Origin of the sequence: Candidatus Solirubrobacter pratensis (assembly GCF_000425945.1) — a bacterium.
GTDB classification, from domain to species: Bacteria; Actinomycetota; Thermoleophilia; order Solirubrobacterales; family Solirubrobacteraceae; genus Solirubrobacter; species Solirubrobacter pratensis.
Genome location: NZ_AUEK01000007.1, coordinates 459,426 through 485,049, shown reverse-complemented (window position 1 = coordinate 485,049; position 25,624 = coordinate 459,426). Strand labels below are relative to the sequence as shown.

Here is a 25,624-nt window from a genome sequence, read left to right as displayed (position 1 = left end):
TATGCCCGAGATCCCCTGCGACCGCGAATCGAACCGAAGATCGATCGGCGCTGGTCGCCGCTCACTCGATCACTTGACGAGTCCCGTCTCCGAGAGGTACTCCTTCGCGACCTCGGCCGGCTCCTTCTTGTCGAGGTCGACGCGCGCGTCGAGCTCCTGCATCGCGTCGTCGGTCAGCGGCTTCTGGATCAGATCCAGGACCTTCGGCAGGTCCGCGCCCGCCTTCTCGGCCGTCGCCTGCTTCATCACGAGCGTCGAGTTGTAGGGCGGGAACATGCCCTTGTCGTCCTCGAGCAGGACTTCCTTGTTGCGCTTGATCTGCGGATCGGTCGTGAAGACGATCGAGACGTCGGCGCGGCCTGACTGCAGCACCTCGTGGCGCTGATCCGGCGCGACGGGCACGAACTTCTTGAACTTCAGGCCGTAGATCTTCTCGAGGCCGAGCAGGCAGTCCATCCGCTGCCGGCACTCGGGCGTGCCGTAGAGCGTCAGGGTCTTCGCCTTGGCAGACAGGTCCGAGATGTTCTTCAGACCGAGCTTCTGGGCCGTCGCCTGCGTGACCGCGACCTCGTTCGAATCGGTGAAGGGCGTCGGCGGGAACGCCGTCAGGCCCTCCTTCTCGAAGTCCGCCTTGGCCTTCTCATACGCGGCCTGCGGGTCCTTCGGCAGCTCCGACGCCGGCGTCTTGAAGAACGACAGCAGCGCCGTGCCGGTGTACTCCGGGTAGGCGTCGATCTGGCCGCCCTTGAGCGCCTTCAACGCCGTCTGCTCGTCGCCGAGGTTCAGGTCCGTCGTCGTCTTGTAGCCCGCGGCCGCGAGCCCTTGGGCGTAGATCTCGCCGAGCACCTTCTGCTCGGTGAAGTTCTTCGAGCCGATCTTCAGCGAGACCGACGCGTTGGCCGCGTTCTTCTTGATCTGGCCGGTGGCCGGAGTCGACTGGGCGGGCGTCGAGGTCGGCGTCGACGAAGACGACGACGAGTCGCTCCCGCAGGCGACCACGGCGACCGCGACCAGGAGTGCGGCGAATACGTGGGTGAGCGATCTCATGGGGCGGTCTGGATCCTCCTCTTGGCGAAGCCGAACCGAGCGCGGGGGGTGCGCTCGAGCCGGATGCCCTTAGGTGTGACGGCACGTTGCACGGCCGAGAGGCCGACTTCGGCGGCGATCGCCAGGGCGGCGACGATGATCGAGACGCCGATCTGCCCCTCGCGCCCGTAGACGGCGAACGAGACGAGCGGATCGCCGAGCGTCACGACGCCGGCGAGCGGCGCGATCGTCGCCGTGGCGATCACGTTGACGGTCGACGTCTTGATCCCGCCGAAGATCAGTGGCAGCGCCAGCGGCAGCTCGACCTGGCGCAGCACCTGCCCGCCGGACAGCCCCATGCCGCGCGCCGCGTCGACCGTCTCGCGATCGACCTGCCGGATCCCCACGTAGGCGTTGGTGAGGATCGGCGGGATCGCGAGCAGCGCGAGCGCCAGCGTGACCGACAGGAACTCCGGGGTCTGCGGGAAGAAGGCGACGAAGAACGCGATCAGCGCGATGCTCGGCACCGCGCGGCCGACGTTCGACGTCGAGATCGCCAGGAACGACCAGCGCCCGAGGTGCCCGAGCACCAGTCCCACGGGCAGCGCGATCAGGATCGCGAGCCCGAGCGAGGCCGCGCACAGCTCCAGGTGCGTCCACAGCAGCGAGAGGTTGTGCGCGCCGCCGATCTCCGCGCCGCCGCGCGACTGGCGCGACGTGAAGATGAACGAGACCGCATCGCCGAAGTCGCCGAGGAACGCGAAGGTCACGCCGGCACCGTCCGGGTCCACGGGGTCAGGACCTTCTGCAGCCCCAGTACGAGCAGGTCGAGCACGACGGCGAGCAGCACGCACAGCCCGCCGGCGACGAGCACGTTGGAGCGGAAGAAGCGGTCGTCGAAGATCGTCTCGCCCAGCCCGCCGGCGCCGGCCAGGAAGGCGAGCGACGCCAGGCCGACCGTCGTCGTCATCGCGATCCGCAGCCCGGCCATGATCTCCGGCAGCGCCAGCGGCAGCTCGACGCGCCACAGCAGCTGCGGCTGCGTCAAGCCCATCCCGCGGCCGGCGTCGCGTGCCTCCTCGGGCACGCCCTCGAGCCCGGTGATCACGTTGCGGAAGATGATCAGCAGCGTGTAGGCGACGAGCGCGATCAGGGCCGTGTCGAACCCGCGCCCCGTGACCGGCAGCAGCAGGAAGAAGACCGCGACGCTCGGGAGCGTGTAGAGGATGCCGGTGATCTGCGTGATCGGGGCGATCAGCGCGCGCCGGCGGTGCGCGAGCAGGGCGAGCGCGAACGCGATCACGAACCCGATCGCGACGGCGGCGAGCACGAGCTCGATCTGCTTGAGCAGCGGATGGGTGTAGCGGTCGAGGTTGTCGGCGATCCAGCTCGGGCAGATGCCGTTGCGCTCGACGCAGTCGGGCGTGCCCCCGCGCTCGTGGATCTTCAGCTGGGCCAGGAGGATCACGCGGAGTCCTCGGCCTTGAGCATGTGGCTGAGCAGCTCGATCGAGAGCACGCCGACGACCCTTCCGCTCCCGTCCACCACGGGCCCGTACTGGGACTCGTGCGCGAGCAGGTCCGAGAGCGCGTCGCGCAGCACGTCCGCGCGGTCGACGACCGGCTCGGGACCCGAGCGCAGCTGCTCGCCGACGGTGTCGCCGGCGAGCGCACGCTCGGACAGCCAGCCGCGCGGCGCGCCGCGCTCGTCGATCAGCAGCGGGATCTTCACGTCGGCGGTCTCGAGCGCGCGGCGGACCTCGGCCACGGAGTCCCCGGCGCGGACCAGCGGCGCCTGCCACAGGTCGACGTCGCTCACACGCTGGAGCGAGAGCCGCTTGAGCGCCCGGTCGGCGCCCACGAAGTCCTCCACGAACGGGCTCGCGGGGCTCATCAGCAGCTCCGCGGGCGGCGCGTACTGCTCAAGATGCCCGCCCTCGCGCAGGATCGCGATCCGGTCGCCCATCTTGATCGCCTCGTCGATGTCGTGCGTGACGAAGACGACGGTCTTGCGGATCTCGGCCTGCAGGCGCAGGAACTCGTTCTGGAGCCGCTCGCGGTTGATCGGGTCGATCGCGCCGAAGGGCTCGTCCATCAGCATCAGCGGCGGATCCGCGGCCAAGGCGCGGGCGACCCCGACGCGCTGGCGCTGGCCGCCGGACAGCTGCGCGGGATAGCGGCGGCCCATCTCCTGCGGCAGCGAGATCAGGTCGAGCAGCTCCTGGACGCGCTCCGCCACGCGCTTCTTATCCCATCCGAGCAGCCGCGGGACGGTCGCGATGTTGTCGCCGATCGTGCGGTGCGGGAACAGGCCGACCTGCTGGATCACGTAGCCGATCTCGCGCCGCAGGTCATCGACGTCGCGCTCGCGCACGCTGCGCCCGCCGACGCGGATGTCGCCGCCGGTGATGTCGATCATCCGGTTGACCATCCGCATCGCGGTCGTCTTGCCGCAGCCGGACGGGCCGACCAGCACGCAGATCTCGCCCGCCGGAACGGTCACTGAGAGCGAGTCGACGGCGGGACTCTCGGCGCCGGGATAGCGCTTCGTCGCCTCGTCGAACTCCAGCTCTACGGCCTCGCGGTAGCCGGACGGCCCCTCGGATTGGGCGATGTCGGTTGACGTCAAGAGGAAAGCCCCGGGGAGGGAAGCCGGGACTCTACCGAACGCCGGTTCGCCTACAGACCAGCAGCGCGCCGGGCCGCCGCGTGCGCGGCATCCTCGAGCGCGTCGTCGAGCGGCGTGAGGCCACCCGGATCCTGCCCGAGCGCGCTCGCCGTCAACCAGTCGGCGAACCATGCGTTCTTCGGCAGCAGCGGGCCGTGCAGGTAGGTCCCGACGACGTTCCCGCGCGGGCCGCCCCTGACGCCTTCGAAGCCCGAGCGCCCGTCGTTGCCATGGCCCTTGAGCACCCTCCCAAGGGGCGTCGCCGAAGTGCCCAGCCGCGTACGTCCGCCGTGGTTCTCGAAGCCTGCGAGCACGCGCCCGTCCAGCTCGATCGCGACGTTGCCGATCAGGCGCGGCCCGTCCTCGCGGACGGTCTCCAGGTCGACGAGGCCGACGCCCGGCAGCCGCTCGCCGCCGACCTCGTAGCCGTGCCCGAGCAGCTGATAGCCGCCGCAGACGGCGAAGATCACGGCGCCGCGGACGGCCGCCGCGTGCAGCGCGTCGCGCTTGACGGTCGCGAGGTCCTCGGCGCACAGCGCCTGGTCGCGATCCTGACCTCCGCCGATGTAGTAGAGGTCGTGCGCGTCCGGGTCGAGCGGCTCGCCGAGGCCCGATCCGCGCAGCGTGAAGCCGATCCCGCGCCACTCGCAGCGGCGCTGCAGCAACTGCAGGTTCCCGCGGTCGGCGTAGATGTTCATGAGGTCGGGGTACAGCGCGCAGACCCGCAGCTCAGCCACGGAGGATCACCACCTCGGAGCCGACGTGCTCCGGCGTCTCGGGGATGTGGCGCAGCTCCTCGGCCTCGAGCCCGTGCCCGGCGGCCTCCTCGACCAGCTCGCCGGGGGAGACGGTCGCCAGGTGCACGGCGTCCTCGGTGTTCTCGCGCGTGCCGTCAGGGGAGACGAGCTGGCGCACGCGCTCGATCCGCACGCCGTCGTCGAGCAGGCGGATCGCGACCGGCTGGGAGATGAAGCGGTAGCCGCCGGCCTCGCCGAGGTCCGGATACGGGAGCGCCGCGCCGCCGTCGAAGGCCTCGAGCCCCGTGGCGATGGCGATCGCGACGCGGCCGCCGGGGACCAGCGCTCGGCGCGCGGACGCGAAGAACCCGCCGCGCTCGGGCAGCAGCTGGATCGTCTGCATCGGCACGATGATGAGCGAGACCGGCGTGTCCAGCCGGAAGTCCGCCGCATCGGCGACGACCGCAGGAATGCGCAGGCCCTCCGCCTCCGCGCGCGAGGAGAGCTCCGCGAGCAGGCCGGCGTCGAGGTCGAGCGCCGTCACGGCGTGCCCCGCGCGTGCCAGCGGAAGCGCCACGCGCCCGGTGCCGGCGCCGACGTCGAGCACGCCCTCCGGCGCGGAGCGTGCCAGCTCCTCCCACAGCGGCAGGTCGGCCTCGTAGCGCCCGCATTCGACGTCATGCCAGATCACCTGCGGGTTCACCGCCAGTACGCCTCCGCCTGGCCGCGCCGGGTCAGCAGCTCGCGCAGCTCCAGCAGCGCGGTGTAGGTCGGAACGACGTAGAGCGGGTCACTGCCTCGCGCTGCGCGCTCATCACCGCTTCGCTCGCCGTCGGCGAGTGCCGCGTCCAGCGCGGGCTCGAGCGCCTCGACGACGCGGATCCGCTCCGCCGGCAGCCCCGCGTACTTCATCCGCAGCGCAAGCTCGGCGGCGCGCGTGCCCGCGCACGTCATCCGCCGCACGTGCGGCACGAGCAGCTCCCAGTCGGCGTCCCACACCCACGAGACGTCGCGCCCGTCGGCGGTGCGGTCGTTGAGCACGCCGAGGATGTCGAGCTGACCGGCCTCGAGCGCCAGCGTGCGCAGCACCTCGTTGGCGCCCGCGGGGTTCTTCACCAGCAGCAGCGACGTGGGGCGGCCGAGATCGAGCGTCTCCGCGCGGCCGAACGCCGGCGCGACGCCCTCCAGGCCCGCGACGACGTCGTCGAGCGACACGCCCAGCGAGAGCGTGAGCGCCGCCGCGCCGAGCGCGTTGTAGACGTTGTACAGGCCCGGCAGCGGGAGCTCGACGCGCCGCCCGCGCAGGGTGAACGCCGCACTGCGGATCCCGCGCAGCTCGACGCCCGTCGCGACGACCGCGGGCTCCGGGCGCTCCTGCCCGCAGTTCGGGCACCGGTAGTGCCCGAGGTGGGCGAGGTAGACCGCCGTGTAGACGTAGGCGTGCCCGCAGCGGCGGCAGTGCTTGGAGTCCGACGCGTGCTGGAGCTCGGGCAGCGCGAGCGAGTCGTCGTCGACGCCGAAATAGACGCATTCGCCGGCGCGAATGCTTTGGGGACCGCCGTGGGCTGGCGAAGGCGGGCCGGGTCGATGCGATGCGGTCCCGGCCGGCGAGGAGGCGCGGCCGAGGTCCGCGATCAGCGGGTCGTCGGCGTTGAGCACCAGCGCGGCGCTGCTCGCGGCCACGACGGCGGCCCAGCGGTCGGCGATCGTCTCCAGCTCGCCGTAGCGGTCCAGCTGGTCGCGGAACAGGTTCCCGAGCAGCATCGCGCGCGGCTCGAGCTCCTCGACGAGCGCGCCGAGCCAGAACTCGTCGACCTCGAAGAGGCCGAAGTCGCCGGTCAGCGCGCGCCCGCCGCGGCGCGAGGCGGCCGCGAGCGCGCTCGCGATCCCGCCCGCCATGTTCGCCCCGGCCCGGTTGTGGACCAGCCGCGCGCCGCCGCGCTCGAGGATCGAGGCGACCATCGCCGCGGTGGTGGTCTTGCCGTTGGTGGCGGAGATCACGACGCTGCCGCGCTCCAGCCGCCGCGCCAGCTGCCCGATCGCGTGCGGCTCGACGCGCGTCAGGACCTTCCCCGGCAGCGACGTCCCGCCGCCGCGGCCGGCCGTGCGCGCCAGCGTCCCGACCGCCTTGGCGGCGGCCACCCCGGCGGCCAGCCGCATCATCGCGGCGCCACCACCCGCAGCGCGCCCGGCAGCGCGCGGACCGTCAGCGGCAGCGGCGCGACGGGGTCCCCGTCGGCGTAGGCGGTGAACGGCCGGTCGGCGCGGAAGGTGATCTCGCGGCCGCGCAGGAGCTTGAGCGCGGGATCGTCGAGGTGCGTGCCCTTGAACACGCGCTGCAGACCGCGCAGGTAGTTCACTTTGCCGTGGGCGGCGATCAGCACGACGTCGAGCAGCCCGTCGTCGAGCGAGGCGTCCGGTACGAGGTACATGCCGCCGCCGAACACGCCCGAGTTCGACACGGCGACCGAGTACCCGCTGAACTCGATCTCCTCGCCGTCGACCGTGACCGCCCAGCCGGCGTGCTTCCACACCGCCAGCGCGCGCAGCGCGCCGTAGACGTACACGTTGGTCCCGAGCGGCAGGCGTGTCTCGTTGGCGATCCGGTTGACATCGGAGTCCAGGCCGGCCGAGAGGATGCCCAGGAACGCGACGTCTCCCGCGTCGGCGAGGTCGACGCGCCGCTCGCGCCCGTGCTCGAGCAGCTCGCACGCCGCGACGGGGTCGTGCGGGATCCCGAGCTTGCGCGCGAAGTCGTTCCCGCGGCCGCCGGGCAGGACGGCCAGCAGGCCGCCGCCGTCACGCAGCTCGCCCGCGACGGCGCCGGTGATGCCGTCGCCGCCCATCGCGGCGACGATCTCGCCCGCGTCGCGCGCCCCACGCGCCAGCTCGCGGGCGTGCTCCATCGACGCCGTCGGCTCGACCCGGAACGAGCGCCCCATCGAGCGCAGCGCGGACTCGACGCCCGGCAGGAGCCGCATCGCGCGGCCGCCGCCGGCGTGCGGGTTCACGATCAGGCAGACCGGGCCGTCCATGCGGCGCCTGAGGCTAGAACACGCGCAGGTCGCCGGGCGCGTTGTGTTTGGAACCGGGGTGCGCGATGGTGCGACGCCATGGCCCACCCCGAGGTGTTCGAGCTTCCCGACGACGTCGCGTACTTCAACACCGCGAGCCTCGCGCCGCAACTGAAGGCGGTGCGGACGGCGGCCGAAACGGCGCTGGACCGCCGCGCGCGGCCGTGGGCGATCGGGTCCGCCGACTGGTTCTCAGACGTCGAGCGGCTGCGCGAGCTGTTCGCGGCCATCGTCGGCGCCGATGCCGGCGAGATCGCGCTCGTGCCCGCGACCAGCTACGGCTTCGCGACGGCGGCGCGCAACCTGCCGTGCGGACGCGTCGTCGTGCTCGCGGAGGAGTACCCGTCGGGCATCTACACGTGGCGCGCCGCCGGCGCCGAGCTGATCACCGTGTCGCGTGAGCCCGGCCAGTCCTGGGCCGGCGCGGTGGAGGCGGCGGTCGACGAGCGCGTCGATGTCGTCAGCGTGCCGAACGTGCACTGGACCGACGGGTCGCTCGTGGATCTCCCGCGCGTCGCCGCGGCCGCGCGGGCGGCCGACGCGGCGCTGGTGATCGACGCCAGCCAGTCGGCCGGCGTCATGCCGCTCGACGTCGCCGCCCTGAAACCGGACTTCCTGATCGCGGTCGGCTACAAGTGGCTGCTCGGCCCACTCGGCCTCGGCTACCTCTACGCCGACCCCCGCCATCACGATGGCGCGCCGATCGAGCAGAACTGGATCAACCGGGCCGGCTCGGAGGACTTCGCGCGGCTCGTCGACTACCGCGACGAGTACCAGCCGGGCGCGCGCCGGTTCGACATGGGGCAGCGCACGAGCTTCGTGCTCACGCCGATGGCGATCGCCGCGCTGACGCAGGTCCTCGCGTGGGGCGTCGAGCGGATCGGGGCCGAGCTGGCGGGCGTGACGGAGCGGATCGCCGCCGGCTTCGGCGTCAGCGCCGATCGCGGGCCGCACATCCTCGGCATCGCTCCCGCGCCGTCCGCGGCCGCGCTCGCCGCCGAGGGCTGCATCGCCGCCATGCGCGGCGACTCGCTGCGGATCTCGCCGCACCTGCACATCACCGAGGATGACGTCGCGCGGCTGCGCGCCGCGCTGGAGCGGGCATGACCGCTCAGCCGAGGACGAGCGAGGCCAGAGAGTCCGCGACGTAGGTCGGGCGCGGCTCGAGCGCGTCGGCGCCGGCGCGGGTGCTGACGCCGGTGAGGACGAGCGCGGTGTGCATCCCGGCGCGCCGCGCACCCTCGATGTCGGACTCGATCCGGTCGCCCACGGCCAGCACGCGGCCGGGGCCGAGACGGTCGCGCGCCGCCTCGTACATCGAGGACTCCGGCTTGCCGACCACCTGCAGGGCCCTGCGGCCGGTGGCGGTCTCGACCGCCGCCAGGATCGCGCCCGAGCCCGGCCACAGGCCATCCGGCATCGGGAAGGTCGCGTCGCGCGTCGCGCCGACGAGGTCCGCGCCGCGCAGGACGGCCTGCGTGGCGATCTTGAGCTCCTCGAACACGAACTGGTCGTGGCCGCCGACAACCACCACGTCGGCGCGCGGGGCGAAGGTGGTGCCGTTGACGATCCGTAGTCCCGCCTCCGCCACGTGGTCCACGAGCGCCTGGGACCCGACGACGTACGCCGACCGCCTCGGCTCACCCTGCGCGAGCCAGAACTGCAAGGCGGCGCCCACGCTGAGCACTTCGCCGAGGGAGGCCTGGAACCCGAGCCGCCACAGCTTGCGCACGAACGCCTCCGGTGCGAGGCGGACGTCGTTGGTGAGAAACAGGACCGCCTTGCCCGCTTCGCGCAGCGCGGCGACGGCCTCCGTCGCGCCGGGCAGCGCGCGGTCGCCGATCCAGATGGTGCCGTCCAGGTCCAGCAGCAGCTGGTCGTACGGGCGGACGGCGGGGGAGAGGGGCACGCGGCGGCCATTATGCTTGCCCGCCGTGTCACGCCACCTCGCGGTCCTGATCGCCTCCGTCGCGCTGGTCGCCGCCGGGTGCGGCAGCTCGTCCGACGACGAATCGAGCGCCACGCCCGCCGCCACCGCCTCGGCCACGCCGACCGTCGACCTCTCCAACGGCTGCCGGCCGGCGGACAAGCCCGCGCCGAAGGCTCCCGGCAAGATCAAGAAGCCGGCCGAGAAGCTCGACAAGGGCAAGACCTACGTCGCGACGGTCTCGACCAACTGCGGCGACTTCGAGATCACGCTCGACGCCAAGCGTGCCCCGAAGACCGGCGGGTCGTTCAAGTACCTGGCCGACCGGAAGTTCTTCGACGGCACGACCTTCCATCGGATCGTGAAGGACTTCGTGATCCAGGGCGGCGACCCCGCCGGCACCGGCGAGGGCGGCCCGGGATACACGGTCGTCGAGGCGGCGCCGAGCAGCCTGCGCTACACGAAGGGCGTCGTCGCGATGGCCAAGACGGGAACCGACCCGCAGGGTGCCTCCGGCTCGCAGTTCTTCGTCGTCACCGGCGCCGGCGCCGCGCAGCTGCCGCCCGACTACGCGCTGCTCGGCAAGGTCACGTCCGGGATGGACGTCGTGGAGAAGATCAACGGCATCCAGGCCGATCCGAGCACGGGCCAGCCGGCGGTCACGGTCCTGATCGAGTCGATCACGGTGAAAGCGTCCTAGGGATCGCTCCCTCGAGCTCCAGCAGGACGCGCTTGCGGGCGGGCCCGCCGCCGTAGTTGCCGATGCCGCCGCTGCCGGGAAGCACGCGGTGGCAGGGGACGACGATCGGGACCGGGTTGCGGGCGCAGGCGCTGCCGACGGCGCGCGACGCCTTCGGGTTGCCGGCGCGCGCCGCGAGCTCGCCGTAGGTGACGGTCTCGCCCCGGTGGACGGAGCGGTGCAGCTCCTCGAGCACGCGGTGGCGGAACGGCGCCGCCATCAGGCGCAGGTCGACGGCGATGTCGTCGAGCGTCGTGCGGCCGCCCTCCAGGTACTCGGACAGCGCGTCGCGCTCGCTCGCCAGCTCGCGGTCGGAGGCGACGATGCGCGGGCCGAGCGCGGCGGCCACCTCGGCCAGCGCGCGGTCCTCCGCCTCCTCCTCGAAGCCGACGCGGACGATGCCGTCCGGGCCGTTGACGACGAGCAGCTTGCCGATGGGGCTCTTCAGGCGGGTGAAGACGGCATCGGCGAGCCCTTCGCGCACCGCGGCGGCGGCGACGGACTCGAGCAGGGATTCGGGCAACGGGGTCATGCGAAGGTCTCCCGGAGGGTGCGGACGGCGGTGGACACCCGCTGGCGGGCGGCCACCGTGGAGCAGCCGAGGCGGTCGGCGATCCCCTCGTAGTCGAGGTCGTCGACGAAGCGCAGCCGCAGGGCGGAGCGCGCCGTCTCCGGCAGCGGCGCGATCAGCGCCTCGAAGGCGCCGTCGTCGTAGGTGTCGTAGGTGGCGGCCGCGGGCGGCTCGTCGGTCACCGTCTCGCGCCGGCGGGAGCGGTGGAAGTCCATCGCCGCCGACGTCGTGACGCGGTACATCCACGCGCGCAGGTGGTCGGCGTGCCGCAGCTTCGGATAGGCCCGCAGCGCGCGCAGCAGCGCGTCCTGGAGCACGTCCTCGGCGTTGTCGGCCCCCGCCAGCCGGCGGGCGTGCGCGAGCAGCTCGTCGCCGTGGGCCTCGACGAGCGACCAGAACGGGGGAAGCGGCACGCCCATGGAACGCGCGGCACGCCTAAAGCGTGAGCGCGGGCTGCCAGGCGACGGACGGATCGCGCGGCACCGTGACGCCGGCGACGACGACCGCAGCAGGCGTATCGGAATTCTTCAACGGGCCCCTAGCGGCGGCCGCCGAGCGCGGCCGCGCGTTGCTCGGACGCTCTCGCCCTGGCCGCCTTCTGCCGGCGCCTACCGTAGATGCCGAGGACGGCGAGGACGACGGCGATCAGCAGGACGCCCCAGAACCAGGCGACGGCGCCGATGCCGCCGAACGGCAGGGCGATCAGGTTCACGATGCCGAAGCCGAGCAGCACGAGCGCGACGATCGCGAGGATGATCAGCAGGACGCCGCCGACCCGGCGTGCGATGCCCGCGCTCGGCGGGGGCATGACGACGCCCATGATGCGCAGCGTCCACAGCTGGCGGTTGGTGATCGGGGCGCCTCCGAGCTTCTCGGTCGCCGCCTTCAGATCGCCCGCACGGCGCTCGGCGAGCGCGAGCGAGGCCTCCGCCATGCGGCGCAGCTGCAGCCGCTCCTGCGGGCGCGCGGCGGCGATCGCGACGCGGAAGTGCTCGCGCGACTTCTTGGCGTCCATCCGCTCGGCGGCGCGGGCGCCGAGGATGGCCTGCGCGGCGGCCTTGAAGCGCGTCTCGGCCTCGAGCTCCTCGTCGGAGCGCGACTCGAGCTTGCTCATCGCGGCGAGCGCGGACTTCGATTCGATCTTGACCTGGCGGGGCTTGGGCGGCATCTCGCCTCTCAGTCTAGATTCCGCCGGAAGCCGGTGGGAGCGGGGTGAGCATCGAGCGGGCTGGCCGGCAGGCCGGGCTCCGGGTCGAGCGCGTCGTACCCGCCGGGGGCGATGTCGTTCGGCGCGTCGGGATGGAAGATCGCGGCGAGCAGCTGGATGTGGTCGCGCCCGACGCCGAGCTCGTACTGGCCGCCGCCGTAGGCGCCCATCCCGCGCTGCTCGCAGAACTCGTAGGCCTCGAAGAGCGCCTTCAACGAGCCGAAGCGCGAGGGCTTGAGGTTGACGGTACGCGGCATCACCGGCGCGGCGAGGATGTCGGCGACGCTGTGGATCGGCGCGTCCCAGGTGATCCGGTCCTGGTGGGCGAGCAGCGCGCGGCGGGCCTCGTCGGTCTGGAGGTCCGGATCCTCCAGCCAGGCGGTGGGGAACGCGTCGGCGATGCGGCGGTAGAGCTCGGGGTCGGTCGGGTTGTCGACGAGCGTGCCCTTGTAGGCGCCCTTGAAGTCGATCGAGTCGACGGCGCCGGTCTCGACCAGCTGCTCGACCAGCTCTTCGCTCCAGTCCGGCGTCGCGTCGAGCTTGAAGCGCAGCGTCGGGTAGCGGGCGAGCCGGCGCTTGACCGGATCGATCGTCGGGGGCTCGCCCATTCGCGAGGAGACGACGAACGTGACCGGCTGCGGCTCACGGCCGAGCAGCGAGTGCAGCGACATGCCGGCCTGGCGCAGAGCGAGGTCCAGCGCCGCGGACTCGAGCCCCCAGCGGCGGTAGCTGCGGTACACGGGGAACGCGGGGTCGTAGCCCGGGAACGTGTCGAGCGAGGCGAGGTGCTCGGAGAAGCTGCCGAACGTCCAGTCGCCGGCAAGGTCGAGCACCGGGCCCTGCTGCTGCTGAGCCGTGTGCGCCTCGGGCTCGTAGGTCACGTCCTCGCCGGCGCCCTGCTGGCCGCCGCCCTGCAGCAGGAACACGGTGGATAGCCGCTCGAAGCCGGACGAGACGGTGCGCGACAGCGGCTGCAACGCATATCCCTCGATGCGCAGCGGGAGATCGGCGACGAGGTCGAAGAGCGGCATGTCCGCAGCCTAGATGGTCGATTTCAGCCGTGGGATCGATCATCCGGTTAGGGTGGCGCCCCGCATGCTCCCGGCGCTCGGACTCTTCGTGCTGGTCGAGATCGTCGGGCTCCTCGCCGCGCCGGTCACCGGCCTGCTGCTCGGACGCCTCCCCGGAGCCGGGCTCGGGCTGTCCAAGGTCGTCGGCCTGCTGCTCGTGACGTGGGTGATCTGGATGGCCGCGTCCTTGCACGTCGTCGCCTACGGCGTGCCGCTGATCGTGGGCGTCCTGGTCCTGCTGGCGGTCGTGGGCGTGCTCGCGGCGCTGCGGCTGCGGGCGCTGGCGGGCGAGCTCGCGCAGGCGCGCGGGCGGCGCATGCGGAGGTTGGCGCGGCTCGCGCTGCCGCCCGGCGACCACGTCCGCCGGCGGCTGTTCCTCGGCGGCGAGGCCGTGTTCGCGGTCACCTACGCGCTGGGCGTGCTGCTCGCCTCCTTCGCGCCCGACGTGTGGAACACCGAGAAGCCGATGGACATGGGCTTCATCAACGCGATCAACGCGTCGTCGCACTTCCCGCCGCACGACCCGTGGATGAGCGGCGAGACGATCAACTACTACTACTTCGGCCACGTCGTCCTCGCCTGGCCGATCAAGCTGCTCGCGATCCGGCCGGACTCCGGCTACCTGCTCGCGTGGGGGCTGCTGTTCGCGCTGACCGCCTCCGCGGTCTACACGTTCGCCGGGACCCTGTGGGCGGCGGCGCGGGCGACGCTGCCGCGCCTCCCGCGCGGCGGGCCGGTCCTGGCCGGCGTGCTCGCGGTGCTGCTCGTCGTCGTGCTCGGGAACCTCGCCGGCGTCCGGACGTGGCTGCGCGCCGACAACCCGCCGCACGACTACGCGTGGTTCGACCCGTCGCGGGTGATCCCGAACTCGATCAACGAGTTCCCGAGCTTCTCCTTCGTGCTCGGCGATCTGCACGCGCACGTTCTGGCACTCCCGTTCACGGTGCTCGCGCTCGCCTTCGCGCTGCAGGTGGCGCTGTCCGGGCCGCGCGGGGACGTCGTCTGGCGCGCGGCGGGGGAGGCGCTCGCGGCGGCGCTGGCGGTCGGGTCGCTCTACGCGATCAACTCGTGGTCGTACCCGGTCGCGGCGGGCCTGCTGGCGGCGGGGGTCGCGATCTGGATGCGCGGTCCGGGAAGCGAGGGCCGGCGCGCCTTCGGCGCGACCTGGCTCGTGCTCGTGCTGCTCGCGAGCGTCGTCCTGGTCCTGCCGTTCGTCCTGAACTTCAACCCGGAGGGCCACGGCGTCGGGATCGTCCGCGACCGGCGCCCGTTCACGAAGTGGCTCGGCGACATGGCGCTGATCTACGGGATCCTGCTGTGGCCGGTGCTCGCCGCATACGTGAGCCGGATCCGGGCCGTGCAGAAGCCGTGGCGAGCGCTCGGCTGGAGCCTCGTCATCGCGCTCGTCGCCGGCTCGCTGCTGGCCGCCGGCCACCTGACGGGCGCGATGCTCCTGGCCGCCGGGCTCACGGTGGGCGTCGCGGCGGCCCTGTCGCCGGCCCTGGGCGCGCCGGAGCGGTTCCTCTGGGTCCTGATCTCCGGCGGCGTCGCGCTGCTGCTGATCCCCGAGGTGCTCTATCTGCGCGACGCGTTCGACAACAGCGCGCTGCTGCGCATGAACACGGTCTTCAAGGCCGGCTACCAGGCGTACCTGCTGCTCGGCCTGGCAGCCGCGTGCGCGATCCCCTGGGCCGCCGTCTGGCTCGGCCGCCGCGTCTGGCAGCCGTGGGCGCTCGGCGCCGCCATCCTGCTCCTGCTCGGCTTCGTCTTCCCGTACGCCGGCAGCTACGCCAGGACCAACGGGTTCTCGAGCCCGCCGTCGCTGGACGGCCTGCGCTGGCTGCGCGCCAACAACCCGGGCGATCCGGCGGCGATCGCGTGGATCCGGTCGCACACGCCGGGCGACGCCGTGGTGCTGGAGGCCTTCGGCGACGACTACTCCGCGTTCGGCCACGGCCGCATCTCGACGTTCACGGGGCGCGCGACCGTGATCGGATGGGCCGGCCACGAGCTCCAGTGGGACCACCCGCCGGGGAACCGCGGCAACGACGTCAAGACCCTGTACACGACGACGGATGCTGCCGTCGCGAGGGAGCTGGCGTCACGGTACGGCGTGCGCTACGTCGTCGTCGGGCCGCTCGAGCACACGACATACGGCGACGCGGGGGACGCGAAGTGGGACCAGCTGGGAAGGCGAGCGTTCTCACGCGCCGGTACGGCGGTCTGGGAGCTCCGCTAGGGCGCGGCGATCGCCGGCCGGCCCGCGGATCGCCGCACCGCCCCGCGATCGCCGGCCGGCCCCGGATCGCCGCACCGCGTCGCGATCGCCGCGTCGCACCGCGGATCGCCGTGCCGTCCTAGGGATCGCCGCGCCGCCCGCGATTCGCCGGCCGGGCGGCGAACGGCGGGCATCGAGGCCGCCCGCAGCGACCGCGCGACCTGGGCGCCCGTCCAGGCAGACCGCGCGACCGCGGCACCGAAGCCGTCAGCGCGAAAAGCGGCCCAAACGCCGACGCGGTGAAGAAGCGCCGCGAACAACGAACCACCCACCGGCACGCGGGCGCGGTCGGATCTACGCGCCCTTGCGCACGTAGAGCCACTCCTTCATCCCACCGGTCGGGTTCCACACCTTGCGCGCCGTGATCCAGCGCCACCAGCGCTCCGGATCGGTGCCGTAGAACCCGCGGTAGTCGCGCACCCACCAGACCCGGAAGTCGAACTGGCGCGAGTCATAGCCCGGGAGCGCGTTGAGCAGCCGCGCCCGCGCCGTCTCGGTCATCACGATCACATCGGAGGTCGGGGGCGCCGCGTTGGCCTGCTGGAGGTCGATGTAGCCGGTCTGGAGGTGGCGGAAGTACCAGGCGTAGGGGAACGTCGCGCCTTCGGCCGCGTCCACCGTGACGGTGAGGCTCGGGCGCTTGCGCGCCTTCGCCAAGACCTCCTCGGCGACCTGCTTGACCTGCGTCGAGGACTGGGTCGAGACGAGCAGCTCGCGCGGGTCCGCGCCGTGCTTGACGTTGACCAGATACGAGCTGTAGGCCGCGTAGAAGAGCGCGACCGCCGCCGCCGCGATCCCGACGACGCGCCAGAGCGAATGCCGTGAGGTCCAGATCGTCTGCAGCCCGATCCCCGCGAGCCCGAGCAGCGGCAGCAGCGGGTGCATGACCAGCCACGCGAACTTCTCGCTCGCCCACGAATAGACGGCGAGGGAGAGCAGGAAGTCCCAGATCAGGAACGCGCCGAGCAGCGTGGGCCGCTTGATCACCGCCGCGACGCCGATCGCGCCGAGCAGCAGCGCCGGCCACTCCTCGCCGAAGAGGACGTCGACGTAGAAGAACCACGGCTCGCCGCCGCGGCCGACACCCTGCTGGTTGAGCCAGTACTTCAAGCCCGTGTAGATGCCGTCCCAGAGCCCGCCGGGGTGGGTGAGGAAGGTCGTGAACAACAGCGTGAAGACGCCCGCGAACGCCGCCAGCGCCCAGCCCCAGGATTCCATCCCGACGCCGCGGACCGGTCCCCAGACGAGCGGCCGCGACCGCTGCCAGGCGAGCGCGGCGAGGAAGAACGTGCCCATCACGAAGACCGTGATGAAGGTCGATTCCTTGGTCGCGAACGAGACCGCGAGCAGCGCGCCGATCAGCGCCGGGTGGTACTTCCGCGGCCGGTCGAGGAAGCGGAAGACGACGACGATCAGGCCGAGCGTGATGCAGGCGATGTAGATGTCCTCTCGCGCGAAGCGCGAGAAGTACAGGTAGGTCGGCTCGAAGGCCAGCATCGCCGCCATCGCGAACGCCGCGCCGCGGCCGATCAGCCGCCGGAACCCGAAGCAGAGCGGAATCATCAGCGTGCCCATCAGCGCGGGCGCGAGCCGCGCCGTGAAGTCGCTGTCGCCGAAGAGGACGTACATCAGGGCCGTCAGGTAGAAGCGGAACGGCCCATGCAGCAGCGGGTTGTACTGGTAGTCCCCGGTCTGCCGGAAGAGGTACGAGAAGTACGCGTCCTGGCTCTCGTCGTGGTGGAACGGGCGGTCGGCGAGCCCGATCAGCCGCACCGCCAGCGCGGCGGCGACGAGCACGGCCCAGACCGCGAGCTCGCGGCCGTCCTGGCGCGCGACCCACGCGCGTACGCGGCCGGATTCGGCCGGGGCGGATGCGGCGACGGTCAAGTGGTTCTCAGCTTCGCGCGAAGACGTGAAAGCCCGCCATAGCGGGCGACGAGGAGGATGAAGCCTGCCAGCGTTATCGGCACGACGATCACGAAACGCAACATCAGCAGATAGCCGACTGCGGTGCCGCCCGTCCCGCCGAGCGCCTTGATCCCGATCGCGACGGCGGTGTCCTGCGTGCCGGCGTAGGCGGGACCGGACGGGATCATCGAGAACACGCTCGCCAAAGCGACCAGGTAGAGGCCCTCGATCGGGTCCATGCCGAAGCCGACGGCCGCGCCGACCGCCATCCAGACGCCCGCCTCGATCGCCCAGATCACGAGCGTGTAGCCCAGTAGCCGCAGCCCGTGGTGCGCCCGCCGCAGGCCGAGCGTCGCCGAGGCCAGCGGCGCGACGAACGCGTGGATGCGCTCGTTGCGGCGCACGAAGCGCCACCCGATCGCCGCGCTGACCGCGACCACCGCGACGACCCCGACGATGATCTCGACCTTGCCGCCGCCGACCTCGCCGAGCAGGCCGTAGCCGACCACGACGAACAGGACGACGAGGACCGCGACGTCGAGGATCCGCTCGGCCACCAGCGTGCCGGTGACCGTCAGCCGCGACGTCTTCGCGGGCGGCCCCATGAGCACGATGCGGATCGCGTCCCCCGCGCGTGCAGGAAGCACGTTGTTGCCCATGTAGCCGATGACCGTCAGCGCGTAGGTGTCGGCGCGCGGCGGCGTCGCGCCCTCGTCCTCGAGCAGCCGCTGCCAGCGCTCGGAGCGCACGACGGTCGCGAGGCCGTAGAGCGCGATCGCCCCGATCAGCGCGAGGATCTCGCCCGTCGTGTGGGGCAGCTGCGGCGCCTGCTGCTTGGACGCCCACCAGACCACGGCGCCGAGCGCCACGATCGACACGACCACGCCGAGGACCGACAGGGGCGAGCGGCGCCGGCGGGTGGGCGCGGGCGCGATCGGTCGCTCCGAGGTGGTGGACTCCGTGCTCAGAGGGCTTCAGGATGGCATGAAGGACCGGGTTCGAACCCTGTTCGCCTCCGAACCCGATTGGACGCAGGGCGCGCCGCCATGTACCTTGCCGGGTGCAGATGGCGCTCTTCACCCTCCGCATCTCCCACGACCTCAAGCCCGCGATGACGGGTTGGCAGGCGTTCGTGGCCGCGGAGCGGATCGTGCTGAGCACGGCCAACGACCAGCAGCCGCGCGGCTACTAGCGGACGGAGCTTCACATGCACCCGTCCGCGAGCTCCGCGGGCGGGCGTCGAGTGACGCGCTGGTCCCGCGAGTCCATCATCGAGAAGATCCGCGAGTGGAACCAGTCCTACGGCGAGCCGCCGTGCTCGGCCGACTGGAACCCTTCGCTGGCGCGCTGGCGCGCGCAGGAGTGGCGCGCCGCCCGCTATCGCGAAGGGATCTGGCCGTCCACGAACGCCGCCAAGCGCCCGTTCGGCGGGTCGTTCGACGCCGCCGTGCGCGCGGCCGGCCTGGCGCCTCACCGCTCCGGTCCGCGTCGCCGCCCGGCGGGCGCCGCACGCCCTGACGTCGAGCAGCGCGCGCCGATGGCGCCCCGCAGCGTCGACGAGGCGCTGGTGGAGGCGTCCGAGCGCGTGCGCGACGCCGAGCGCCGCGCCGCTGCCCTCGAGCGCAAGGTCGAGGCGGCGGAGCGCCGTGCCGAGCGCACCGAGGACCAGCTGGACGACGCGCGCCGCCGCGCGCGCCGGGCCGGTGAGCGCGAGCGTCGTGCTCGCGGCGCGCATGAGCGCGTCGCGGTCGCCTCGCGTGAGTCGAGCCTGGCGGCGACGGAGACCGTGGAGCTCGTGTCCGCCGACGCGGACGCGCGCGTCCGCGCGGCGTACGACCAGGCGCAGGCCGCCGCCCGCGACACGCACGAGGCGCGTCGCGCGGCGCGGGCCGCCGAGGCCCGTGCCGCCGATGCCGAGGCGCGCGCGGAGTCGGCCGAGCGGCTGGCCGAGGCGACCCGGGCCGAGCTGGCGAGCGGCGCGGCGGAGTCCGCGGCGGTCGGCGCGGCCTGGCAGGCGGCGCGCGAGTCCGAGGCACGCGCGGCCGCGGCCGAGCGGCGCTCGCGCGAGCTGGCTGCGCTGGTCTGCGGCGAGTCGCGGCAGCTGACGGCGAACGAGCTCGCGGACCTGCGCGCGTCCGGCCCGTCCGGCCCCGCGGTCCTCGCGCTCGCGCTGCGCGGCCTGCACGGCGCCCGCTCGGCCGGTGACCGCCGTGCGCTCACCGAGGCGCTCGGCGAAGTGGCGAGCGCCGCGGTGCGCTGGCGCGACCAACTCTGATCCTCCCCTTCGAAGAGCCCCGGCCCGGTTCTCCCCACCGGGCCGGGGCTGCCGCCCGTTTCTCGCGCGATCGAGATCCTCAGCCGAACCGGCACCTCTACCTCCGGCGAGGGCGAGGTCCCCCGCTTGAGACGATGTCCCGATGAAGATCGGGATCATCGGCTCGGGCCACATAGGCGGGACGCTGACGCGCCGCCTGACGGCCCTCGGACATGACGTGTCGGTCGCCAACTCGCGCGGGCCTGAGAGCCTGACCGACCTGGCGCGCGAGACCGGCGCGACCGCGGCGACCGCCGAGGACGCGGTGCGGGACGCGGACCTGGTGGCGATCGCGATTCCCGTCAAGGCGGTGCCGGACCTGCCGGACCTCAGCAGCAAGGTCGTGATCGACGCGAACAACTACTACCCGTCGCGCGACGGCCGGATCGAGGCGATCGAGAACGGGGCGACGTCGGCGCGCTGGACCGCCGATCAGACGGGTGCGGTCGTCGTGAAGGCGTTCAACACGATCGAGTCCGGCCACCTGCTCGCGCTCGGCCGTCCCGCCGGCGACCCCGCGCGGATCGCCGTCCCGGTCGCGGCCGACGACGCCCAGGCAAAGCAGATCGTGATGCGGCTCGTGGAGCAGCTCGGCTTCGATGCCGTCGATGCCGGCGGCCTCGACGAGAGCTGGCGCCAGCAGCCCGGCACGCCCGTCTACGGGACCGACCTCGATGCCGCGCGCGCCCGCGCCGGCCTGGCCGCGGCATGACCGACCTCGGGAGGCTCGGCGTCTGGTGGGCTCTGCTCGGGAGCCAGGACGCCGCGACCGAGCGCGACGCCGCGCGCGAGATCGAGCGGCTCGGCTACAGCACGCTCTGGTACGGCGAGAGCATGCGCAACAAGGACGCGCTGGCGCACGCGGCGATCCTGCTCGACGCGACCGAGCGGATCAACGTCGCGTCGGGCATCGCGAGCATCTACGTGCGCGATCCGGCGGCGACCAAGTCGGGCGCGTACTTCCTCGCCGACGCCTCCGGCGGGCGCTTCGTCCTCGGACTCGGCGTCAGCCACGCGCCCGCCGTCAAGGATCGCGGCCACGACTACGGCAAGCCGGTGAGCACGATGCGCGCCTACCTCGACGAGATGGACGAGGCCGAGTACCAGCCGCCCGCGCCCGCGGACCCGCCGCCCGTCCTGCTCGCCGCGCTGCGCCCGCGCATGCTGCGCCTCGCCGCCGAGCGCACGGCCGGCGCGCATCCCTACCTCACGACGCCCAAGCACACCGCGCGCGCCCGCGAGGTCCTGGGCGAGCGAAGCGGTGATGAGCGCGCAGCGCGAGGCAGGAGCCCGCTGCTCGCGCCCGAGCAGGGGTTCGTGATCGAGCCCGAGCCCGAGAAGGCGCGCGCGATCGCGCGCGAGCACCTCAAGTACTACCTCGTGCTGCCCAACTACGTGAACGCCTGGCGCGAGGACGGGTTCGAGGACGCCGACTTCGCCGACGGCGGCAGCGACCGTCTCGTCGACGCGCTCGTCGCCTGGGGCGACGCGGACGCCGTCAAGGCCCGCATCCGCGAGCACCACGACGCCGGCGCCGACCACGTGTGCATCCAGCCGGTCACGACGGACCTGGAGCGCGGCCTGGCGGAACTGGCCGAATTGTCGAACGGGTGACGCTCAACCGTTGGGCCGCTCCGGCCGATACACGCGTCAGGTACGCACCATGGCAACAGGATTCGGCAGCGCGCTCTCAGAAGGCCAGCCCGCCCAGCTCGACATGGGCGAGGCGGCCGTTCCCTGCCTCGTCGTGGGATTCGACGGCGCCGACATCGTGCTCGCGTTCCGGGCGCTGCCGGAGGAAGTCCTGCCCGCCAACGGCATCTCGTTCCTGCTGATCGAGGCCGCGGGCCGGCTGCACGCGCTGAAGGCGAACGTCCGCCCCGGCATCACGGACGGCGAGTTCGTCGCCACGCTGCTGGACCCGTTCCGGCTAGGCCAGCGGCGCAACTTCTCCCGCGCGCCGCTCGTCCTGCCCGCGCACCTGCGCCCCGACGGCGACGACGACAAGCCGTGGACCAGCTTCACGCGCGACATCTCGGCGGGAGGGCTGCGCGTCGCGCGTCAGTCCTCCTACCGCGAGGCCGGCGTGCATGAGGTCGTGATCGGCCTCGTCCAGGCCGACTGCGAGATCCGCGCGAAGGCCGTCCCAGTGCGGATCACGGACAGCGACATCTCGCTCAGCTTCTCGCAGATCGAGGCCGAGGACCGCCTGCTTCTCGGCCAGCTCACGTTCGCGTATCATCGGCGTCGGGCCGGAGCCTGACGCGCCGTCGAAAACCGGTCTCTCGCTGCGATAGGGTCCGGCTCTGTTCGCGTTCGCGACTCGGAGGAGCTGATTGTGGCCGGATCTGTTCAGGTCTCTGTGACCGTCAACGGTGCTCAGAAGAGCGCCGAGGTCGAACCCCGCCTTCTCCTGGTCCACTTCCTTCGAGAGACGCTCGGGCTCACCGGAACGCACGTCGGTTGCGACACGTCCAACTGCGGGGCGTGCACCGTGCACCTCAACGGCGAGGCCGTGAAGTCCTGCACGCTGCTCGCGGTGCAGGCCGACGGCGCCGAGGTCACGACCATCGAGGGGATGGGCTCGGAGAGCCGGCTGCACCCGCTCCAGGAGGCATTCTGGGAGCACCACGGCCTGCAGTGCGGCTATTGCACGCCCGGCATGATCATGGCCGCGGCGGACCTGCTGCAGCGCAACTCGGACCCGTCCGAGCACGAGGTGCGCGAAGCGCTGGCCGGGAACCTGTGCCGCTGCACGGGCTACCACAACATCGTGAAGGCGGTGCAGGCCGCCGCCAAGCACCCGAACGGCTCCAGCGCGGCGCCGCAGGCGCCGGATGCCGCCGGCCGTGAGGCCGGTGAGAGCGTCGCGAGCCAGGGGCTGGGCGCATGACCGCCGTCGAAGAGTCGCCCGCCGCTTCCGCGAAGTGGGTCGGGCAAGCGCTCAAGCGCAAGGAAGACCCGCGGCTGATCATGGGCCGCGCCCGCTACGTCGACGACATCAATGTCACCGGCCAGCTGTGGGCCGCGTTCGTCCGCTCGCCTGAGGCGCACGCCAGGATCGTCTCGATCGACACCTCCGCGGCGAAGGAGTATCCCGGCGTCCACGCCGTCTTCACCGGCAAGGAGGTCGACCTCGAGTCGCCGCTGCCGATGGCCTGGGTCCCGCCGGGCGTCGAGGTCAACAACCCGCCGCACTGGGCCCTCGCCAAGGACGAGGTCAACCACGTCGGCGACCCGGTCGCGATCGTCATCGGCGACGACCGCTACGGCGTCGTGGACGCGGCTGAGCAGGTCGTCGTGGAGTACGAGCCGCTGCCGGCGGTCACCGACATGGAGGAGGCCCTCAAAGAGGGCGCCGACCTGGTCCATGCGGACCTCGGGACGAACAAGTGCCACGAGTGGTCGCTCGGCGGCGGGGACCTCGAGGACGGCTTCGCCAAGGCCGACGTGATCGTCGAGCGGCGCGTCGTCAACCACCGCACGGCGGGCGCGGCGATCGAGCCGCGCGGCGTCTTGGCCGATTACCGCGCCGGGGCGCTGACGCTGTACTCCTCGACGCAGGTGCCGCACTTCCTGCGGCTGTTCCTCGCGCTCCAGCTCGGCATCAGCGAGGACCGGGTCCGCGCCATCGCCCCGGAGGTCGGCGGCGGCTTCGGCTCCAAGCTGCAGATCTACGGCGAGGAGATCCTGCTGGCGTGGGCGTCGCGCAGGCTCGAGCGCCCGATCAAGTGGATCATCACGCGCTCGGAGGACATGCAGGTCACGCACCACGGGCGCGACCAGATCGCCTATGTGAAGGTCGGCGCCACGCGTGACGGCAAGATCACCGCCTTCCACACGCACATCTTCGCCGACTTCGGCGCCTACCTGATGCTGCTGACGCCGACGATCCCGTCCCTGGGCGCGTTCGTGATGAGCGGCTGCTACGACATCCCGGCCGTCCAGACCGACATCACCGGCGTCTTCACCAACAAGTTCCCGACGGACGCCATCCGCGGCGCGGGCCGGCCCGAGGCGACGCAGATGATCGAGGTCACGCTCGACCAGCTCGCGCACGAGCTCGAGATGGACCCGCTGGAGCTGCGGCGGCGCAACTTCATCGCCGCCGACTCCTTCCCGCACGAGGTCGCGCTCGGCGTCGTCTACGACTCCGGCAACTACGAGGGCACGCTGTCGAAGCTGCTCGAGCACATCGACGTCGAGCAGGTCAGGCGCGAGGCGCAGGAGCTGCGGCCGAAAGGCATCTACCGCGGCATCGGCTTCTGCACATGGACGGAGATCTGCGGGCTGGCGCCGTCGCGCGTCACCGGCCCGTCCGGGTTCGGCCTGCAGACCGGCCTGTGGGAGTCCGCGCTCGTGCGCGTGCACATCACCGGCGCGGTGACCGTCTACACCGGCACCTCGCCGCACGGGCAGGGACTCGAGACGGCGTTCGCGCAGATCGCGGCCGACCGGCTGGGGACCGACCCCGCTCAGGTCGAGGTCATCCACGGCGACACCGGCACCGGGCCGCAGGGGCTCGACACCTACGGCTCGCGCTCGCTCGCGGTCGGAGGCGAGTCGATCGCCAAGGCGGCGGCCAAGATCGCCGACAAGGCGCGCCGGATCGTCGCCCATCAGCTCGAGGCGGCGCCTGAGGACATCGAGCTGACCGGCGGCAAGTTCGCCGTCAAGGGATCGCCCGACCGCGGCATGACGCTCGCCGAGGTCGCGGGCGCCGCGTACATCCCGGAGAACCTGCCGGAGGGGATGGAGCCGGGGCTCGAGGAGCTCTCGTTCTACGACCCGTCGAACTTCGTCTTCCCGTTCGGCGCGCATGCGTGCGTCGTCGACGTGGACGCCGAGACCGGCAAGGTCGACGTCGTGCGCTACGTCGGCGTCGACGACTGCGGCCCCGCGATCAACCCGAACCTGATCGAGGGCCAGATCCACGGCGGCGTCGTGCACGGGATCGGGCAGGCGCTGTTCGAGCGCATCCACTACGACGAGACCGGCCAGCTGATCACCGGCTCGTTCGTCGACTACGCGCTGCCGAGCGCCGCCGACGTGCCGTCGTTCGAGACCGACCGTACGGAGACCCCGTCGCCGGTCAACTCGCTGGGCGTCAAGGGCGTCGGCGAGGCCGGCACGATCGCGGCCTCGGCGACCGTCACCAACGCCGTCATCGACGCCCTGCGCCCGCTCGGCGTCACATACCTGAACATGCCGCTGAATCCGCAGCGGATCTGGGAAGCGATCCAGGAGGCCAAGCAGTGATCCCCGCTGAGTTCGACTACGTCGCGCCGCAGTCGCTCGACGAGGCGTTGCAGGCGCTGCGCGAGGGCGGTGAGGACGCCAAGCTCCTCGCCGGCGGCCACTCGCTGATCCCGCTGATGAAGCTCCGGCTGGCGGCGCCCGCGCTGCTGGTCGACCTCCGGCGCGTGCCGGGGCTGAGCGACATCTCGCGCGACAACGGGACCATCCGCCTCGGCGCGATGGTCCGCCATCACGCCGTCGCGACCGCCGGCCTCGGGCTGCCCAGCCTCGCGGCGTCGACGATCGCCGACCAGCAGGTCCGCAACGCCGGCACGATCGGCGGGACGCTGGCGCACGGCGACCCGGCGTCGGACATGCCGGCGATCCTGCTCGTGCACGAGGGCTCCGTGGTCGTCCGCGGGCAGAACGGCGAGCGCGAGATCGCGGCCGCCGACCTGTTCGAGGACTACCTGACGACCTCGATCGCCGAGGACGAGATCGTCACCGAGGTCCGGCTGCCCGCGCTCGAGGGCTACGGCTTCGGCTACCACAAGTTCAACCGCCGCCAGGAGGACTGGGCGATGGTCGCGGTCTCGGCCGCGGTCAAGAAGGGCGCCGACGGCAGCGCCGAGGACGTGCGGATCGGCCTCACCCACATGAGCTCGGTGCCGCTGCGGGCGACGGCGTCCGAGGACGCGCTGCGCGGCAAGCCGCTGACCGAGGAGAACATCGCCGCGGCCGCCGAGCTGGCCTCGGAGGGCACCGAGCCGCCGGCGGACCTGAACGCCTCGGCGGACTACAAGCGCCACCTCGCGCGCGTGCTCACCCGGCGCGCGCTTGCGGACGCGTCACAATGAGAGGTAGTGCA

General features: G+C 72.4%; 26 protein-coding genes. 11 read left to right on the top strand and 15 right to left on the bottom strand.

Features of this window, described 5'->3' with window-relative positions:
• Positions 1-69: 69 nt before the first annotated feature.
• The 8 genes from H958_RS36120 to H958_RS0109695 are packed head-to-tail and all read right to left on the bottom strand — an operon-like array spanning position 70 to position 7,465.
• The gene (locus tag H958_RS36120; RefSeq protein WP_051324026.1) at positions 70-1,047 is read right to left on the bottom strand and encodes a glycine betaine ABC transporter substrate-binding protein; all 978 of its coding nucleotides are present in this window, start codon (positions 1,045-1,047) and stop codon (positions 70-72) included.
• Positions 1,044-1,817, bottom strand: coding sequence for an ABC transporter permease (locus H958_RS36115; RefSeq protein ID WP_196807296.1), 774 nt, complete (start codon positions 1,815-1,817; stop codon positions 1,044-1,046). The genes H958_RS36120 and H958_RS36115 overlap by 4 nt, the downstream gene beginning before the upstream one ends.
• On the bottom strand, positions 1,793-2,494 hold the full coding sequence (locus H958_RS0109720) for an ABC transporter permease (RefSeq protein WP_028058533.1): 702 nt from the start codon (positions 2,492-2,494) through the stop codon (positions 1,793-1,795). Before H958_RS0109720 ends, H958_RS36115 begins: the two co-directional genes overlap by 25 nt.
• On the bottom strand, positions 2,491-3,654 hold the full coding sequence (locus tag H958_RS36110; protein ID WP_037409750.1) for an ABC transporter ATP-binding protein: 1,164 nt from the start codon (positions 3,652-3,654) through the stop codon (positions 2,491-2,493). The genes H958_RS0109720 and H958_RS36110 overlap by 4 nt, the downstream gene beginning before the upstream one ends.
• A gap of 50 nt (positions 3,655-3,704) precedes the next feature.
• Positions 3,705-4,430, bottom strand: a complete 726-nt coding sequence (locus H958_RS0109710; protein ID WP_028058532.1) for a type 1 glutamine amidotransferase — start codon at positions 4,428-4,430, stop codon at positions 3,705-3,707.
• Positions 4,423-5,133 carry a class I SAM-dependent methyltransferase gene (locus tag H958_RS43070; RefSeq protein ID WP_051324025.1) on the bottom strand — a complete coding sequence of 237 codons (711 nt, stop codon included), beginning with the start codon at positions 5,131-5,133 and terminating at the stop codon, positions 4,423-4,425. Before H958_RS43070 ends, H958_RS0109710 begins: the two co-directional genes overlap by 8 nt.
• The gene (locus H958_RS0109700) at positions 5,130-6,593 is read right to left on the bottom strand and encodes a MurT ligase domain-containing protein (RefSeq protein ID WP_051324024.1); all 1,464 of its coding nucleotides are present in this window, start codon (positions 6,591-6,593) and stop codon (positions 5,130-5,132) included. Before H958_RS0109700 ends, H958_RS43070 begins: the two co-directional genes overlap by 4 nt.
• Complete coding sequence (locus H958_RS0109695; RefSeq protein ID WP_028058530.1) at positions 6,590-7,465, bottom strand: diacylglycerol/lipid kinase family protein; 876 nt, start codon at positions 7,463-7,465, stop codon at positions 6,590-6,592. Before H958_RS0109695 ends, H958_RS0109700 begins: the two co-directional genes overlap by 4 nt.
• Before the next feature lie 78 nt (positions 7,466-7,543).
• Here H958_RS0109695 and H958_RS0109690 point away from each other — a divergent pair, with 78 nt between their 5' ends.
• A complete protein-coding gene (locus tag H958_RS0109690) occupies positions 7,544-8,611 on the top strand; it encodes an aminotransferase class V-fold PLP-dependent enzyme (protein WP_028058529.1) in 1,068 nt (355 codons plus the stop codon).
• A gap of 4 nt (positions 8,612-8,615) precedes the next feature.
• On the opposite strand, the gene H958_RS0109685 is transcribed toward H958_RS0109690, so the two are convergent.
• Positions 8,616-9,413, bottom strand: a complete 798-nt coding sequence (locus tag H958_RS0109685) for an HAD-IIA family hydrolase (RefSeq protein ID WP_028058528.1) — start codon at positions 9,411-9,413, stop codon at positions 8,616-8,618.
• Between the two features lie 25 nt (positions 9,414-9,438).
• Between H958_RS0109685 and H958_RS0109680 the strand changes: the two genes are divergently transcribed.
• Entirely contained in the window at positions 9,439-10,131 is a 693-nt protein-coding gene (locus H958_RS0109680; RefSeq protein WP_028058527.1) for a peptidylprolyl isomerase, read from the top strand.
• Here the strand turns inward: H958_RS0109680 and H958_RS0109675 are convergent.
• The 4 genes from H958_RS0109675 to H958_RS0109660 all read right to left on the bottom strand — a co-directional run bounded on the left by H958_RS0109675 (position 10,112) and on the right by H958_RS0109660 (position 12,979).
• The gene (locus tag H958_RS0109675; protein WP_028058526.1) at positions 10,112-10,702 is read right to left on the bottom strand and encodes a methylated-DNA--[protein]-cysteine S-methyltransferase; all 591 of its coding nucleotides are present in this window, start codon (positions 10,700-10,702) and stop codon (positions 10,112-10,114) included. The genes H958_RS0109680 and H958_RS0109675 overlap by 20 nt on opposite strands.
• Positions 10,699-11,154: an RNA polymerase sigma factor gene (locus tag H958_RS0109670; protein ID WP_196807295.1), complete on the bottom strand. Its 456-nt coding sequence runs from the start codon at positions 11,152-11,154 to the stop codon at positions 10,699-10,701. Before H958_RS0109670 ends, H958_RS0109675 begins: the two co-directional genes overlap by 4 nt.
• Positions 11,155-11,279: 125 nt before the next feature.
• Positions 11,280-11,909 (bottom strand): hypothetical protein, encoded by a 630-nt coding sequence (locus H958_RS0109665; RefSeq protein WP_037409748.1) that lies wholly within the window; start codon positions 11,907-11,909, stop codon positions 11,280-11,282.
• A gap of 8 nt (positions 11,910-11,917) precedes the next feature.
• Positions 11,918-12,979 (bottom strand): enolase-like domain-containing protein, encoded by a 1,062-nt coding sequence (locus H958_RS0109660; RefSeq protein ID WP_028058523.1) that lies wholly within the window; start codon positions 12,977-12,979, stop codon positions 11,918-11,920.
• A gap of 64 nt (positions 12,980-13,043) precedes the next feature.
• Here H958_RS0109660 and H958_RS0109655 point away from each other — a divergent pair, with 64 nt between their 5' ends.
• Positions 13,044-15,257: a DUF2298 domain-containing protein gene (locus tag H958_RS0109655; protein WP_028058522.1), complete on the top strand. Its 2,214-nt coding sequence runs from the start codon at positions 13,044-13,046 to the stop codon at positions 15,255-15,257.
• A gap of 333 nt (positions 15,258-15,590) precedes the next feature.
• Here the strand turns inward: H958_RS0109655 and H958_RS0109650 are convergent, their stop codons facing one another.
• Complete coding sequence (locus H958_RS0109650) at positions 15,591-17,183, bottom strand: flippase activity-associated protein Agl23 (RefSeq protein WP_028058521.1); 1,593 nt, start codon at positions 17,181-17,183, stop codon at positions 15,591-15,593.
• On the bottom strand, positions 17,180-18,088 hold the full coding sequence (locus tag H958_RS0109645; RefSeq protein WP_028058520.1) for a lysylphosphatidylglycerol synthase transmembrane domain-containing protein: 909 nt from the start codon (positions 18,086-18,088) through the stop codon (positions 17,180-17,182). Before H958_RS0109645 ends, H958_RS0109650 begins: the two co-directional genes overlap by 4 nt.
• Before the next feature lie 182 nt (positions 18,089-18,270).
• Between H958_RS0109645 and H958_RS48685 the strand changes: the two genes are divergently transcribed.
• The 8 genes from H958_RS48685 (at position 18,271) to H958_RS0109605 (ending at position 25,613) form a co-directional block, all read left to right on the top strand.
• The gene (locus H958_RS48685; RefSeq protein ID WP_255325415.1) at positions 18,271-18,396 is read left to right on the top strand and encodes a hypothetical protein; all 126 of its coding nucleotides are present in this window, start codon (positions 18,271-18,273) and stop codon (positions 18,394-18,396) included.
• A 51-nt stretch (positions 18,397-18,447) separates the two neighbouring features.
• On the top strand, positions 18,448-19,479 hold the full coding sequence (locus tag H958_RS0109635; protein WP_028058519.1) for a hypothetical protein: 1,032 nt from the start codon (positions 18,448-18,450) through the stop codon (positions 19,477-19,479).
• A gap of 142 nt (positions 19,480-19,621) precedes the next feature.
• Positions 19,622-20,230, top strand: a complete 609-nt coding sequence (locus H958_RS0109630; protein ID WP_028058518.1) for an NADPH-dependent F420 reductase — start codon at positions 19,622-19,624, stop codon at positions 20,228-20,230.
• Positions 20,227-21,132 carry a TIGR03620 family F420-dependent LLM class oxidoreductase gene (locus tag H958_RS0109625; protein WP_028058517.1) on the top strand — a complete coding sequence of 302 codons (906 nt, stop codon included), beginning with the start codon at positions 20,227-20,229 and terminating at the stop codon, positions 21,130-21,132. Before H958_RS0109630 ends, H958_RS0109625 begins: the two co-directional genes overlap by 4 nt.
• Positions 21,133-21,181: 49 nt before the next feature.
• Positions 21,182-21,781, top strand: a complete 600-nt coding sequence (locus tag H958_RS0109620) for a PilZ domain-containing protein (protein WP_081685737.1) — start codon at positions 21,182-21,184, stop codon at positions 21,779-21,781.
• Between the two features lie 75 nt (positions 21,782-21,856).
• A complete protein-coding gene (locus H958_RS0109615; RefSeq protein ID WP_028058515.1) occupies positions 21,857-22,411 on the top strand; it encodes a (2Fe-2S)-binding protein in 555 nt (184 codons plus the stop codon).
• A complete protein-coding gene (locus H958_RS0109610) occupies positions 22,408-24,777 on the top strand; it encodes a xanthine dehydrogenase family protein molybdopterin-binding subunit (protein ID WP_028058514.1) in 2,370 nt (789 codons plus the stop codon). Before H958_RS0109615 ends, H958_RS0109610 begins: the two co-directional genes overlap by 4 nt.
• Entirely contained in the window at positions 24,774-25,613 is an 840-nt protein-coding gene (locus tag H958_RS0109605) for an FAD binding domain-containing protein (RefSeq protein ID WP_028058513.1), read from the top strand. Before H958_RS0109610 ends, H958_RS0109605 begins: the two co-directional genes overlap by 4 nt.
• The last annotated feature ends 11 nt before the right edge of the window (positions 25,614-25,624 follow it).

Bases quoted from the DNA above. Each gene is read 5' to 3' on its own strand.
- H958_RS0109700 (WP_051324024.1), bottom strand. From the start codon at position 6,593: ATGATGCGGCTGGCCGCCGGGGTGGCCGCCGCCAAGGCGGTCGGGACG.
- H958_RS0109690 (WP_028058529.1), top strand. From the start codon at position 7,544: ATGGCCCACCCCGAGGTGTTCGAGCTTCCCGACGACGTCGCGTACTTC.
- H958_RS36120 (WP_051324026.1), bottom strand. From the start codon at position 1,047: ATGAGATCGCTCACCCACGTATTCGCCGCACTCCTGGTCGCGGTCGCC.
- H958_RS0109625 (WP_028058517.1), top strand. From the start codon at position 20,227: ATGACCGACCTCGGGAGGCTCGGCGTCTGGTGGGCTCTGCTCGGGAGC.
- H958_RS0109655 (WP_028058522.1), top strand. From the start codon at position 13,044: ATGCTCCCGGCGCTCGGACTCTTCGTGCTGGTCGAGATCGTCGGGCTC.
- H958_RS0109630 (WP_028058518.1), top strand. From the start codon at position 19,622: ATGAAGATCGGGATCATCGGCTCGGGCCACATAGGCGGGACGCTGACG.
- H958_RS0109610 (WP_028058514.1), top strand. From the start codon at position 22,408: ATGACCGCCGTCGAAGAGTCGCCCGCCGCTTCCGCGAAGTGGGTCGGG.
- H958_RS0109675 (WP_028058526.1), bottom strand. From the start codon at position 10,702: ATGACCCCGTTGCCCGAATCCCTGCTCGAGTCCGTCGCCGCCGCCGCG.
- H958_RS0109620 (WP_081685737.1), top strand. From the start codon at position 21,182: ATGGCAACAGGATTCGGCAGCGCGCTCTCAGAAGGCCAGCCCGCCCAG.
- H958_RS48685 (WP_255325415.1), top strand. From the start codon at position 18,271: ATGGCGCTCTTCACCCTCCGCATCTCCCACGACCTCAAGCCCGCGATG.
- H958_RS0109665 (WP_037409748.1), bottom strand. From the start codon at position 11,909: ATGCCGCCCAAGCCCCGCCAGGTCAAGATCGAATCGAAGTCCGCGCTC.
- H958_RS0109660 (WP_028058523.1), bottom strand. From the start codon at position 12,979: ATGCCGCTCTTCGACCTCGTCGCCGATCTCCCGCTGCGCATCGAGGGA.
- H958_RS0109695 (WP_028058530.1), bottom strand. From the start codon at position 7,465: ATGGACGGCCCGGTCTGCCTGATCGTGAACCCGCACGCCGGCGGCGGC.